The sequence below is a fragment of the Colwellia sp. genome, from assembly GCF_013214175.1.
Classification (GTDB): domain Bacteria; phylum Pseudomonadota; class Gammaproteobacteria; order Enterobacterales; family Alteromonadaceae; genus Colwellia.
The window spans coordinates 17601-31001 of the sequence record NZ_JABSPA010000007.1 but is presented as its reverse complement, the minus strand read 5'-3'; the positions used below and the strand labels follow the sequence as shown (position 1 = coordinate 31001).

Annotated in this window: 11 protein-coding genes; 5 read left to right on the top strand and 6 right to left on the bottom strand. The window is 38.6% G+C overall.

The genetic code is table 11. The features are described 5' to 3' along the window. Positions 1–228: 228 nt before the first annotated feature. The 3 genes from bioC to bioB all read right to left on the bottom strand — a co-directional run bounded on the left by bioC (position 229) and on the right by bioB (position 3430). A complete protein-coding gene (gene bioC, locus HRT55_RS15815; protein ID WP_291622819.1) occupies positions 229–1026 on the bottom strand; it encodes a malonyl-ACP O-methyltransferase BioC in 798 nt (265 codons plus the stop codon). After that, entirely contained in the window at positions 1026–2186 is a 1161-nt protein-coding gene (locus HRT55_RS15810; protein WP_291622818.1) for an 8-amino-7-oxononanoate synthase, read from the bottom strand. The genes bioC and HRT55_RS15810 overlap by 1 nt, the downstream gene beginning before the upstream one ends. A gap of 131 nt (positions 2187–2317) precedes the next feature. Continuing rightward, entirely contained in the window at positions 2318–3430 is a 1113-nt protein-coding gene (gene bioB, locus HRT55_RS15805) for a biotin synthase BioB (RefSeq protein ID WP_291622817.1), read from the bottom strand. 91 nt (positions 3431–3521) lie between these two features. Here bioB and bioA point away from each other — a divergent pair, with 91 nt between their 5' ends. After that, positions 3522–4859, top strand: a complete 1338-nt coding sequence (gene bioA / locus HRT55_RS15800) for an adenosylmethionine--8-amino-7-oxononanoate transaminase (RefSeq protein ID WP_291622816.1) — start codon at positions 3522–3524, stop codon at positions 4857–4859. A gap of 83 nt (positions 4860–4942) precedes the next feature. Here bioA and HRT55_RS15795 read toward each other — a convergent pair whose 3' ends face one another. Beyond that, positions 4943–5350 carry a hypothetical protein gene (locus HRT55_RS15795; RefSeq protein WP_291622815.1) on the bottom strand — a complete coding sequence of 136 codons (408 nt, stop codon included), beginning with the start codon at positions 5348–5350 and terminating at the stop codon, positions 4943–4945. Between the two features lie 214 nt (positions 5351–5564). Between HRT55_RS15795 and asnS the strand changes: the two genes are divergently transcribed. Next, the gene (gene asnS / locus HRT55_RS15790) at positions 5565–6965 is read left to right on the top strand and encodes an asparagine--tRNA ligase (protein WP_291622814.1); all 1401 of its coding nucleotides are present in this window, start codon (positions 5565–5567) and stop codon (positions 6963–6965) included. A gap of 119 nt (positions 6966–7084) precedes the next feature. Here the strand turns inward: asnS and HRT55_RS15785 are convergent, their stop codons facing one another. Beyond that, positions 7085–7681, bottom strand: coding sequence for a nitroreductase family protein (locus tag HRT55_RS15785; protein ID WP_291622813.1), 597 nt, complete (start codon positions 7679–7681; stop codon positions 7085–7087). A gap of 601 nt (positions 7682–8282) precedes the next feature. Here HRT55_RS15785 and HRT55_RS15780 point away from each other — a divergent pair. Beyond that, the gene (locus HRT55_RS15780) at positions 8283–9179 is read left to right on the top strand and encodes a DMT family transporter (protein ID WP_291622812.1); all 897 of its coding nucleotides are present in this window, start codon (positions 8283–8285) and stop codon (positions 9177–9179) included. 110 nt (positions 9180–9289) lie between these two features. Here HRT55_RS15780 and HRT55_RS15775 read toward each other — a convergent pair whose 3' ends face one another. Beyond that, a complete protein-coding gene (locus HRT55_RS15775; RefSeq protein WP_291622811.1) occupies positions 9290–9988 on the bottom strand; it encodes a DoxX family protein in 699 nt (232 codons plus the stop codon). Positions 9989–10205: 217 nt separating this feature from the next. Here HRT55_RS15775 and sppA point away from each other — a divergent pair, with 217 nt between their 5' ends. Both sppA and ansA read left to right on the top strand, forming a co-directional pair. Next, complete coding sequence (sppA, locus tag HRT55_RS15770) at positions 10206–12116, top strand: signal peptide peptidase SppA (RefSeq protein WP_291622810.1); 1911 nt, start codon at positions 10206–10208, stop codon at positions 12114–12116. Between the two features lie 228 nt (positions 12117–12344). Further along, a complete protein-coding gene (gene ansA / locus HRT55_RS15765; RefSeq protein ID WP_291622809.1) occupies positions 12345–13358 on the top strand; it encodes an asparaginase in 1014 nt (337 codons plus the stop codon). Positions 13359–13401: the final 43 nt, after the last annotated feature.

Here is a 13401-nt window from a genome sequence, read left to right as displayed (position 1 = left end):
GCATTAAATTGGTAAGTTGTTTTTTAAAATTGAGGAGTTGCTTGGTCTGTCTTTTAACAATAACGTTTAGCAATTTGTTTAGTCATGATTTAGCAATAATTTTTAACAATGAGTTTAAGTACCGACTTAGGCGATGACCTTATAAAACTAACGCCTTAGTGTTAGTTTTATAAGAACTAAGGCGAGTAAACATAGAATACACTTGCTAACTTTTTAGCTGTTTATCATTTAGTTATTTAACTTAACAACCAAGCCGGAAAATAAACGATAAGTTGCTGGGTATATACCACTTGGCTCAAGAAAGTCTTGGTAATGCTCGGTCATTTTAAACCACTTATCTTTACCCGACAGGCCTCTGTTTTTTTTCTGAGCCAGATGATTAGCCCCTAAGCCTTTTAACTCTCGCGCTAAATGAATAACGTTTTGATATTCCAAAATGATGTCTTGGCATTTTTGTTCGACTAATTTACCGTTTTCATTATTAAATAAAGTATTTAGCTCAGTGACGGTTTTAAAATCAATAACATGTTGATCATCATCAACCTGTTTCCACGAAGATTTCAACTCATGTAATGTGCCATCAACTAAAGTGGTAAAAATAAGTAAACCACCCGGTTTCAATACCCTTAACATTTCAGTAATCGCTTCATCGAGTGGCTCAAACCATTGGATGACTAAATTTGAGTAAATAAAGTCAATACTGTTATCTTGTAGCGGAATATTATGAGCATCGGCTTCGAGCCAGAGGATTTTTTCATTACGATGTTCTTTGGCAAATTTAAGCATCTCAGTTGAGATATCTAAACCGATAACTTGCTCATAAGTACCAGCTAATAAATCAGTAAAAAAACCTGTTCCTGAGCCAAGATCTAATACCGTTAGATCATTGCGATTAGGTAACCAAGGCATTAAATGTTTACCAGAAAATCGTTGTAATCTTGCTGATACATCATAGGATTTACTGGCAGAGCCAAAACTTTTAGCGATTTTAACTCTGTTTTCGTTATCTTGTTCTGTTTGAACCATTAAGCTATAGCCTTATTAATACATTCCGCTAAATACTTGATATCTTGGCTGTTATGGTACGCACAAATGGTAACGCGTAACCTCGAGCTATTAACTGCCACTGTCGGTGGTCTTATTGCTGTTAACCAAACACCATCTTTTTTAAGTTGTTCACTTATCTTAAGAGCTTTTTTCTCATCGCCAATTATTATTGCATGAATTGAAGATTGTGTACTGACTAAATCAACTTCTGGCGCCAACAAATCACTAAACAGTTTGCTTAATTCTACTATTTTTTCACGGCGCCAATGCTCGCTTTGAATAAGCTCTATGCTTTTTCTGGTTGCCCAAGCCATAGCGGGTGAAATTGCGGTAGAGTAAATATAGTGCCGAGAAAAGTTAACTAAATACTCATGTAAGTCTTCATCACAAGCTAAAAATGCGCCACTGGTTGCTATCGCCTTACCAAAAGTTGCCATGGTAATATCAATATTAGCAATACTGTTACTACCCTGACCTTTATTACCAATAACACCAATACTGTGAGCGTCATCTAAATAAAGCCAAGCATCTTGTGATTTTGCTAGCTGAGCAAGTTGCAACACTTTTGCTTGGCAACCATCCATACTAAACACACCTTCCGAGGCAATCAATTTATTGTTAGCGGTGTCTGCACTTTGCTCGGTACTGCTGAGTAATTTAGTTAGTTGCTCAATATTATTATGGTTAAAGCGTTTTACTTTTGCTTTGCTTTGATAAGCACCATCTATCATTGACGCATGACTTAGCTTATCAAGATAAAAGTGACTTTGCTCATTTTTTCCTAACGCGTGAAATAATGCTAAGTTAGCAGTAAAACCACTGGAAAAAAGCATACATTTGGGTTTGTTTAACCACTGGCAAATATCATCTTCTAGAGCTTGATGGGCATAATGATAACCCGTAACTAAACTAGAACTGCTAGAACAAGTACCAAACTTATCTACACCATCTTGTAGTGCTTTATTGATTTGAGAATGATTATTTAGACCTAAATAATCATTCGAGGAAAAATTTAAGTATGACTTACCCTTAATAACAATTTCATTGCCTTGGCTTGCCGTACTAGTACAAACCAATTGTCGGTAGCGAGACTTAGCTTTTTGCTCATCAATGTCAGTGCGAATAAAATCAAAGCTCATCTAATTATTTCTACCTAGACAGTGAATTTTTACTATTGAGATCACATAGTGGGAGTAATATTATATCGCTAGCAAGATTAATGCCTAGCGATATCAATATTTTTTTTACCGATTTGTTTAAAGCGGTTTGTTTAAACCGATGCGTTATAGAATAAGTCGCTATTTTGCTGATCAACAATCGCGGTGTTAAGAATTTTATCTGACGCAGCACTATCGTCAACAATAGTTTCGGTATTGATACCTAACTTTTCAAACAAAGCAATATCTTGATTTGTTTCAGGGTTTTCTGCGGTCAGTAACTTACAACCATAAAATATTGAGTTAGCGCCAGCAAGGAAACACATGGCTTGCATCTGTTCATTCATAGCAGTACGGCCGGCTGATAATCTTACATGGCTTTTAGGCATCATAATTCTAGCCACGGCAATACAACGGATAAAATCAAAACTGTCTAAATCATCAACATTTTCTAACGGTGTACCTTCAACTTTTACTAACATATTAATAGGCACACTTTCTGGTTGTGGGCTTAAGTTAGCAAGTTGTATTAATAAAGAGGCACGGTCGTTAGCTTTTTCACCTAATCCAACAATGCCACCACTACAAACTTTCATACCAGCACTGCGGACATTGCCTAAAGTATCGAGTCTATCTTGAAAAGTACGGGTAGTGATTATCTGATTATAATGCTCAGGTGAAGTATCTAGATTATGGTTATAGTAATCTAAACCGGCATCATTTAGTCGGTCGGCTTGCTCGACAGATAACATACCTAAAGTCATGCAAGTTTCCATACCAAGTGCTTTAACACTTTTAACCATTTCAAGCACATAAGGCATGTCACGTTCTTTCGGATTACGCCATGCAGCGCCCATACAAAAACGGGTTGAGCCCATTTCTTTAGCTTTTTGTGCCGCTTCTAATACCTTTTCAACGGCTAATAAGCTTTCTTTTTCTAAGTCGGTTTTATTACGTGCGCTTTGTGAGCAGTATTTACAATCTTCTGGACAAGCACCGGTTTTAATCGATAATAAAGTACTTACTTGTACTTCATTAGGATTAAAGTTTTCTCTGTGTATTGTTTGTGCTTTAAACATTAAGTCACTAAAAGGCATAGCAAATAATGCATTTACTTCTTTTAAATTCCAATTATGTCGAACAATAGAATTTAGTGACTGTGTTTGTGGTGATAACTGTGGTGTTACTTGCGGTGCTACCTTCAGTGTGGATACTGCTTCGGACATATTTAAAACTCAATTGCATCTAGTTAACTTAACGGGTAGTCTAGCCAGCCTAAGCCTGATGTCAACGATTAAGAAGATCTTTAGTTAACAAATGAACAATAAATCAACACCTCTGACTCCGTCCGAACAAAAATCACTCCTTCGCCTTGATAAAGAAAACGTTTGGCATCCATACACTTCAATGTCTGAGCCACTACCAAGCTATTTAGTTGATAGTGCTGAAGGGGTAAGCATCAATTTAGCTAGCGGTGAACATCTCATTGATGGCATGTCTTCATGGTGGTCTGTTTTACATGGTTATAATCACCCTAAGTTAAATGCCGCATTGCAGCAGCAGGCAGCAAAAATGTCTCATGTGATGTTTGGCGGTTTAACTCATATAAGTGCCATTACCTTATGTGAAAAGTTGATTCATTTAACGCCCGAAGGATTAGACAAGGTGTTTTTGTCTGATTCTGGCTCGGTAAGTGTTGAAGTCGCCATGAAAATGGCGTTGCAATATCAACATGCCAAAGCTGAAAAAGGCCAACACAATTTAACTAAGACTAAGCTATTAACAGTTAGAAATGGTTATCACGGTGATACCTTCGCCGCGATGTCTGTGTGCGACCCTATTACGGGTATGCATCAGATATTTGAGCAGGTATTAATGCAGCATTACTTTGCGCCAGCGCCAAAAGTTAAATTTGGTGAGGCATGGGACAGCAATGATGTCATTGAACTCTCCGCTTTATTTGCCAAGCATCATAATGAGTTAGCCGCCTTTATTATTGAACCCATAGTTCAAGGTACAGGAGGCATGCGTTTTTATCATCCTGAGTATTTAAAAGCCTGTCGTGACTTATGTGATCAGTATGATGTTTTACTGATTGTTGATGAAATAGCGACTGGTTTTGGCCGTACCGGTAAGTTATTTGCCTGTGAATGGGCTGGTATTAGTCCGGATATCATGTGTTTAGGCAAAACCTTAACCGGTGGTTATATCACCTTAGCAGCAACCCTATGTACCACACATATTGCCCAGACCATTAGCGAAGGCGCTGCTGGTTGTTTTATGCATGGTCCGACGTTTATGGGTAATGCCCTCGCCTGCGCCGTTGCCAATGCGAGTATTGATTTATTATTAGAAAATGATTGGCAAGCACAAGTACAAGGGATTGAAAACACTCTCGTTAACCAGCTTAAACCTTTGAATAATCACTCAAGGGTGAAAGATGTGCGAGTGCTGGGCAGTATTGGCGCCATTGAATGTCGGCAAAGTGTTAATGTCGCGCAGATTCAAAAACGCTTTGTTGAATTAGGAGTATGGATCAGACCATTTGGCACCTTAATCTATATCATTCCTCCTCTTATCATTACTACTGAGCAGTTAACAACATTAGTGCATGCCATAACAACTGTGTTAGATGAAGACGAATGCTTTAGTTAGGTTTTACTTAGCTTTTTGTTAAGCTTGAATTAGGGAACTCTAGTTCAAGCTTAACTGAAATAGCTTAAGTCTTAACCGCATATTCAATGTGTCTTAACTAATATATACACTAACCAAGTTAAGTTAACGGTTAGTAAGAAAATCAAGCTGTAGTTGGTGTTGTCACTTCGGCGTCGTCGCCGATATTTATCTGTCATAAGCGCTAAATAACTGCCCAGAGCACTTAGCCATAACAACATATATAGATAACCCGTTAAAGGCGTTAACCAAAACTGGCGGATTTCAACACCGTAGTAACGTAACACGCCGTAATCATGATCAGGCGCAGCATAATAAGACAGTATTAACGCGATTAAAAAAAGTAACCAACTTATCAGCGCCAAAGCAATTTGTGTATAACGCCATAAATCCGGAGATTTTCTCCTGTCAATACGAGGCTCACTGTTACTTTTACCATCACCTGCTGTTGTCATAATTTGATTTTCGTCCATTTAAGTGCTTTTTATTGTTAATTAGCATTATTTGTTATTATTCTGTGCAATTAAGCATTGCATTTATACCTTGTCACGGTAACATATCACCCCATTTTCAGCATAATACCAATTAGTTAAAATTTTCCCCTCACTAAGCGTGAATGGTTAATAACTCAAGCAACTTGGTATAAAGCAATTATCAATCAATTTCATAAGAATAAGAGGTCATTAAATGTCGGTTATAGCAATTACTGATGTATTAGCAGGGAAATTCCCTGTTAATGAAAGCATTACCGTCCACGGCTGGATTCGAACACGTCGTGATTCGAAAGCTGGTATTTCATTTTTAGCCATACATGACGGTTCATGTTTTGATGCTATTCAAGCCATTGTGCCTAGTGAACTCGACAATTATGACAGCGAAGTGCTTAAACTTACCACTGGCTGCTCAGTTAAAGTAACCGGTATTTTGGTTGAATCTCCTGGTAAAGGACAAGCTTTTGAAATTCAAGCAACATCGGTAGAAGTATTGGGCTTTGTTGAAGACCCTGATACCTACCCAATGGCTGCTAAGCGTCACAGTATTGAGTTTTTACGTGAACAAGCACATTTACGTCCCCGCACTAACATTGGCGGCGCGGTAACTCGTGTCCGTAACTGTTTAGCTCAAGCTATCCATAGATTCTTGCACAGCAAAGGTTATTTCTGGATCAGCACACCACTTATCACCGGTAGTGATTGTGAAGGCGCTGGCGAGATGTTCCGTGTAAGTACTTTAGACATGGAAAACTTACCACGTAACGATGAAGGCAAAGTAGATTACAACCAAGACTTCTTTGGTAAAGAGACCTTTTTAACGGTATCTGGCCAGTTAAACGTAGAGACTTATTGTAACGCGTTATCTAAGGTATATACTTTTGGCCCGACGTTTAGAGCAGAAAACTCTAATACTACCCGTCACTTAGCTGAATTTTGGATGATTGAGCCTGAAATCGCTTTTGCAGATTTATCAGACGCAGCTGATTTAGCTGAAGAAATGCTTAAGTATGTCTTTAAAGCGGTACTTGAAGAACGCGCTGATGATATGGCCTTCTTCCAACAACGTGTAGATAAGACAGTACTTGATCGTTTAAATTCTGTCATCAAGACTGACTTTGTTCGTTTAGATTACACTGACGCTATCACTATTTTAGAGAACTGCGGTAAGAAATTTGAAAACCCTGTTGCCTGGGGCGTAGATTTAAACTCTGAACATGAACGTTATTTAGCTGAAGAGCACTTTAACGGTCCAGTCATTTTACAAAACTACCCGAAAGATATTAAGTCTTTCTACATGCGTTTAAATGATGATGGCAAAACTGTTGCTGCAATGGATATTCTTGCACCAGGTATTGGTGAAATCATTGGTGGCAGCCAACGTGAAGAACGTCTTGACGTATTAGATAGCCGTTTAGAAGAAATGGGCTTAGATATATCTGATTACGGTTGGTATAGAGACTTACGTCGTTACGGCACTGTACCTCACGCTGGTTTTGGTTTAGGTTTTGAGCGTTTAGTTGCGTATGCTACCGGTATGCAAAACGTACGTGACGTAATTCCATTCCCAAGAACACCAAATAACGCTGCGTTCTAACGTTACTTTTCGTATTGAACTATAGAAAAAGGCGACTTAATGTCGCCTTTTTTATTGCTTGGTTTTAAGTGTATCAGTCTAATATTAATCAGGCACTTTACCCATTATACGTTAACTTTTTAAGTCCAATAGGTTACGTTGTTTTGGAAGTCTTTAGCTGGTTTACTATGTGGCACTTTAGTTGGTGTGCCTATATATAAGAAGCCTGCTATATCATTGCCCTCAGCAATTCCCAATCCTGCTTTCACTGTTTCATTGTAAGCTAAGTCACCAGTACGCCACATAGCGCCATAGCCTAATGAAAATGCAGCCATTTGTATTGCTTGTGCACAACAACCTGCGGCAACTAGCTGCTCTTGTTGAGGCACTTTATTATGCTCTACATATTGCGTAGAGATAACAATCATCATTGGTGCTCTAAAAGGCATTTTCGCTACTTTCGCTATTTTTTCATTGAAGGCATGTTCATCTATACGAGTACCTTCAATTAACCCAGCCATACTAGATAAGTCTTCGGTTGTTGCTTCAACATAAAGATCACTCAAGCGCTGTAAGCCTTGGCCTGTAATAACATGAAAATGCCAAGGTTTTAAACCCGCATGATCGGGTACTCGCATGCCGGCAGATAGTAATGTCGTCAAGTCAGCTTCACTAGGAGCGGGATCTGTTAACAACGGTGTTGATTGTCGTTGTAATAATAATTCAATAGCGTCCATAAAATCCTTTAACCATATTAATAACAAGAGGTATCATCGAAGTTTATCTACAACTTTGCTCTTATGCACGCTTATCTTTGATTAAATGGCGGAAATAGCATTCATTAAACCGAATTAAGTATAAATACCGCTAAGCCATTATTTATGCTTGACTTAATTTAACTCTGCCGCCACTATAAAAAGTAACTTAACTGTACATTAATAACGTACGTTAACACGCTAGATTAGCAACAAGATAACTTCAGTTTTCTTAATAACTTACTATAAAGAAAAGCAATGCCAAGCAACTTACTCGCCATGATCAGTATTCGAAACCCTAAAACAATAGCAATTAGCTATCTGTTTATGGTCAATCGACTGTGGCTCGTTAAGCGCCAGTTAAATTGGCCAGTCCCTGCGGAGCATTGAAAAGATTATTAAGAAAATAATTAATTAGTTCACTTTTAAAGCCGCAGAAATCATCTCTTGCGGCTTTTTTGTTTCTACACCCCTACCGACAAAAAACCGCAATTTTCTGCCTAAGCTTTAGCCCTACTTCATTTAAAAGAAGCATTAACCAAAATATTTAAAAAAGCATTTATAACAAGCAAAGGAGAGAGAAATGTCAGTGTCAATTGCCTACTTGGCGGTACTATTAATATGGTCTACCACCCCATTGGGTATAGTGTGGAGTTCAGAGAGCATTAATCCTAGTCTAGCGGTATTACTTAGAATGCTTATTGCCCTAGTACTTGGCGCCTTAGTAATTAAAGTTCGTAAAATAAATCTCCCTTGGCATAAACAGGCATTAACTTTATACAGCTATTCGGCGTTAGGAATTTTTGGCGGCATGCTTTGCACGTACCTAGCAGCGCCCTACCTATCGTCAGGCATTATTTCTTTGGTCTTTGGCTTGTCTCCCGTTATTTCTGCGTTATTAGCGAAGAAAATTTTAGCCGAGCCTAATATCAGTGGTGTACGTAAATTTTCTATGATTATTTCATTGTGTGGTTTAGCCGTAGTTTGCTCTGATAATTTCACTTTGGCTGACGATGGTATTTATGGCGTAGTGTTTATTTTATTGGCGGTGTTTTTCTTTAGTTTAAGTGGTGTATTGGTTAAAAGTGTTTCAATAGCTATTCACCCACTAGCTACCACAGTAGGCGCGCTAACGGTTGCCACACCTATGTTTTTAGTGAGCTGGTTGTTACTCGATGGCACAGTCCCTGTTGAAACATGGCAAGTGAAGTCTATATGGGCAACGCTATATTTAGGTGTATTTGGTTCATTGATTGGTTTCTATGCGTACTTTACTGTATTACAAAAATTATCGGCCAGTAGTGTTACCTTGATAACCCTAGTTACACCGGTAATTGCCTTGAGTCTGGGCGCAGTGTTAAACGGTGAGGTAATTAATGATAAATTGATATTAGGTGCTTTTATGGTGTTATTTGGCTTAGCTATTTATCATTTTGGTCATTTAGTTCCTAGCATCAAAAAGAAGAGTGTCAGTCGTTAACTATCAAGCACTGTACTAAAATACAGTACCCCGAAGGAATATAAAGCTGAACAGTGTTTTATACTGTTCAGCTTTTTTGTTTTGAGTAAAGTTCTAAGGCATAAATACAGTTATCTAAAGCGCTGTTCCTCAATTAAAAATCGTTGCGCTATATAGTGATCTACACTGGTATAACGCCCTGCACCAATAAAAAATAGCGCTAGCAACATAATAAAGTAGGTTGTTGAAAACTCGATACCATTATTTAGCACAACAATATTACCCTTCTCAAAAAGCCAATCAGTATTGCCATTTTCGGCCAACAGCTCGCGCATTTTTTCAAGTCGCGTTGCTGTTTGTTCACTATTCTCCAAACTCGCTTGTGCACTTTCAACACCAAGCCAAGTGAGAACTTTCGCTGGGCTAATATCACTATTAGTTGGTGTGATAGCAAACCAACCATTATCGGCATGAACTGACGTAGCCGCGATTATCATGGTAAACATTAGCGGAATACTAATTAAGCGTGTTAACGCGCCAATTAATAACAACCAACCACCAAAAAACTCAACCAGAATCACTAAATTGGCTAGCAAAGCTGGGAACGGCAATCCTAAACCCCAATCACTGTTTCCAAACCAAGCAATAATATTGGGATCCGCCAAAAAGGCACTGAAACCGGTTACCTCTTCATTGAGTAATTGTGTTTTGCTAAAACCCGCCATGATAAAGACTGGCGCAAGGTAGAGCCTTATTAATAATGCAGGAATGCCATCAAAATGTTTAAGTCCGCTTAAAAAGCTTTGGTAGTAATGTTGTAATAGTTGCATGCTGGCTGTCTTATATAAAGAAATAATACGATTAATAATAAGAACGCTTTAATCACTAAAGACTTTCATCTTTACCATTATTTAGCAATAAACAGCCGCACTCACCTGAGATGCCATAAATAGTTACAATCTAGCGAAGGCCATATGTTAAGTTTTGGTAAACATTAAGGTAGTATAGAGTTGAGAACTTTTAATTTAATCAATTTAAGATATATATATGAATAATAATCCAAGCATTATAAAACGGATCTTTTCTTCGCTATGGCGTGTGTTAACCCTTACGCGCTCAGTGGTGGTAAACCTAGTATTCTTTATACTGTTATTCGGCTTCATTGCCGTTATATCAAGTGGCGATGAACAAATACAAGTACCAGAGAAAACAGCTTTAGTGCTTAACCTAGTAGGTGACGTAGTCGAGCAAAAGCGTGAAGTTGATCCTATGGAAGCTTTCTTATCGGAAGCCATGGAGCAAAAAGATGATAACCCAGAAGTTTTACTGAGCGATATCCTTGACGTTATCGGTAAAGCGAAAAACGATGATCGGGTAGAAATATTAGTTTTACAACTACAAGGCTTAAACCGCACTGGTTTAACTAAGTTGCAAGATATTGCTTATGCGCTAGAAGATTTTAAAAGCACAGGCAAACAAATTATTGCTTTTGGCGATCAATTCTCGCAAGACCAATATTACCTAGCAAGTACCGCCAACAATATTTGGTTAAACCCACAAGGCTTTATGTTACTTGAGGGTTACGGTCGCTATAAAATGTACTTTAAGTCGGCATTAGAAAAACTTGCCATTAACCAACACATTTTCCGTGTCGGTACCTTTAAATCTGCAGTTGAACCCTTTATCCGTGATGACATGTCTGATGCGGCCAAAGAAGCTAATAAACTTTGGTTGACTGATTTATGGCAGCAATATAAAGAAGATGTTGCTAAGCGACGTGATTTTGGCGTAGAAAACTTTGATGAAAATATCGACACGCTAGTGGCTAAGTTTAGCGCAGCTGACAGTAGTTTTGCCCAATATGCTCTTAAAAATAACTGGGTTGACCAACTTAAAACACGCCAGGAAATGCGCGCTGAGCTTATTGATTTAGTGGGTAAAAATAAAAAAGGTAATAGCTACAGCCATATCGGTTACCAAGATTATATCGCAGCAACCAGTTCTTCGTTAGATGAAAGCGTAGAGCTTGCTGACAGCGCTAATGATAAAGTAGCCATTATTGTTGCCAAAGGTACTATTTTAGATGGTTCACAAAAACCAGGTACTATTGGCGGCGACAGTACTGCTGAATTACTGCGTAAAGCGCGTAATAATGATGATGTTAAAGCGGTAGTGCTACGCGTCGATAGCCCAGGTGGCAGCGCCTATGCTTCAGAAATTATCCGCCAAGAAGTTGAATTATTGAAAAAGGCTGGTAAGCCAGTAGTTGCTTCAATGGGCACTTATGCTGCCTCGGGTGGTTATTGGATTTCAGCGCCTGCAGATAAAATTTATGCAGCGCCGTCAACCATTACCGGCTCCATTGGTATTTTTGGCATGATGATGACATTTGAAGATTCATTAAGCAAAATGGGTATCCATACTGATGGTGTTGGCACTACCGATATTGCAGGTTTTGGTCCTACTCAAGCGCTATCTCCAGGTATGGCTAACTTATTCCAATTATCGATAAATAAAGGCTACCAAGAGTTTATTCAATTAGTTGCTGACAATCGAGATATGACAGTTGAAGAAGTGGATGCCATTGCTCAAGGTCGTGTATGGTCGGGTAAAAAAGCTAAAGAACTTGGTTTAGTTGATGAACTAGGTAACTTAACTGACGCTGTTGTTGCCGCTGCAAACCTTGCTAATCTTGAGAAATATGACACCCTGTTAATTGAAAAACAGCCATCTTCGCGTAATAAAATGATGCAGCTGTTAATAGGTAAATCATCGTCATTGATTAGTATGTTTACGGCTAGCCAAGAACATAGCGCTATTGATTTAGCCACCAATGCGGTAAGTAATAAGCCGTTATCACAGTTCATTTCATTAATGAAAGCTGAGTTAACGCAAATGAACCAGTTTAATGACCCACAAGGTCGCTATACTTTATGTGTCGCCTGTAGTGCAAACTAAGCAATAGAGTTAAAAGCTTTTGATTTGAAGAGGTAGTTATGCAAATAACTACCTCTTTTTTTATGTCTGAGCTAACAAGAATAACCAATATATAGCGGAAACATTATCCCTGCCCCCAACCTATTCCGTAATGATTTGTCATTGTTTAGCCCGTGCTATAGCAAGTATCCTGCTTGCTAAGATATAATATAATTAGTTTCTAAAATCTAAAACATAGCATTAAGAATTATGATGAAAAAAAGAATTTATGTTGCCTACACAGGCGGTACTATCGGTATGATGCAAAGCACCCAAGGTTTTGTGCCAGCTAAGGGCCATCTTACTGAATCAATCAATGCACTGCCTGAATTTCATCGCAGTGAAATGCCTGATTTTACCATCAGTGAATATCAGCCGTTAATTGACTCTTCAAATATGACACCCAGTGATTGGCAACGTATTGCCGATGATATTAAAGCCAATTATGATGATTACGATGGTTTTGTTGTATTACATGGCACCGATACCATGGCTTATACCAGTTCAGCATTATCGTTTATGTTCGAAAATTTAAGCAAGCCCGTTATAGTTACTGGTTCACAAATACCCTTTAGCCAGCTACGTTCTGATGGCCAAGTTAATGTACTAAATTCACTATATATTGCCGCCAATTACCCCATCAGCGAAGTGGGTCTATTTTTTAATAATAAACTCTACCGTGGTAATCGCTGTATAAAAGCTTATGCCGACGGCTTTAACGCCTTTGACTCGCCTAATATGCCGGTACTACTTGAAGCAGGTATTAATATTCAACTAGTCGCAGGAAAAATAGCTGAGCCGGTAGCAAACGTTGAGCCACTACAACTGTCAAAAATCACCCCTCAGCCCGTCGGTGTCGTGCATTTATACCCAGGTATTAGTAGTGCTGTGATTGAAAATGCTATTCAGCAACCAGTGAAAGCGCTTATTTTACGTAGTTATGGCGTCGGTAATGCCCCGCAGGATAAAGCCTTATTGTCTTGTTTAAGAAAAGCGAAAGAGCAAGGTATAGTCGTGGTGAACTGTAGCCAATGTATTAAAGGCACGGTTAATATGTCGGGTTATGCTACAGGTAATGCCCTGAGTGAAGTCGGCGTGATCAGTGGTCATGACATGACCCTAGAGGCAACGTTAACTAAGCTGCATTATTTATTAAGCAAAAACTTAAGTTACCAAGAGATGTGTGAAAAAATGCAGCAAAGTTTACGTGGTGAGCTTAGTTAAGCATTGATGATATAAAGATCAAAAAAAACACCAGTTTTCAGTA

What these genes read in the sequence shown, in the direction of transcription:
- asnS (WP_291622814.1), top strand. Translation starts at nt 5,565, where the DNA reads ATGTCGGTTATAGCAATTACTGATGTATTAGCAGGGAAATTCCCTGTT.
- bioB (WP_291622817.1), bottom strand. Translation starts at nt 3,430, where the DNA reads ATGTCCGAAGCAGTATCCACACTGAAGGTAGCACCGCAAGTAACACCA.
- HRT55_RS15810 (WP_291622818.1), bottom strand. Translation starts at nt 2,186, where the DNA reads ATGAGCTTTGATTTTATTCGCACTGACATTGATGAGCAAAAAGCTAAG.
- sppA (WP_291622810.1), top strand. Translation starts at nt 10,206, where the DNA reads ATGAATAATAATCCAAGCATTATAAAACGGATCTTTTCTTCGCTATGG.
- HRT55_RS15775 (WP_291622811.1), bottom strand. Translation starts at nt 9,988, where the DNA reads ATGCAACTATTACAACATTACTACCAAAGCTTTTTAAGCGGACTTAAA.
- bioA (WP_291622816.1), top strand. Translation starts at nt 3,522, where the DNA reads ATGAACAATAAATCAACACCTCTGACTCCGTCCGAACAAAAATCACTC.
- HRT55_RS15780 (WP_291622812.1), top strand. Translation starts at nt 8,283, where the DNA reads ATGTCAGTGTCAATTGCCTACTTGGCGGTACTATTAATATGGTCTACC.
- ansA (WP_291622809.1), top strand. Translation starts at nt 12,345, where the DNA reads ATGATGAAAAAAAGAATTTATGTTGCCTACACAGGCGGTACTATCGGT.
- bioC (WP_291622819.1), bottom strand. Translation starts at nt 1,026, where the DNA reads ATGGTTCAAACAGAACAAGATAACGAAAACAGAGTTAAAATCGCTAAA.
- HRT55_RS15785 (WP_291622813.1), bottom strand. Translation starts at nt 7,681, where the DNA reads ATGGACGCTATTGAATTATTATTACAACGACAATCAACACCGTTGTTA.
- HRT55_RS15795 (WP_291622815.1), bottom strand. Translation starts at nt 5,350, where the DNA reads ATGGACGAAAATCAAATTATGACAACAGCAGGTGATGGTAAAAGTAAC.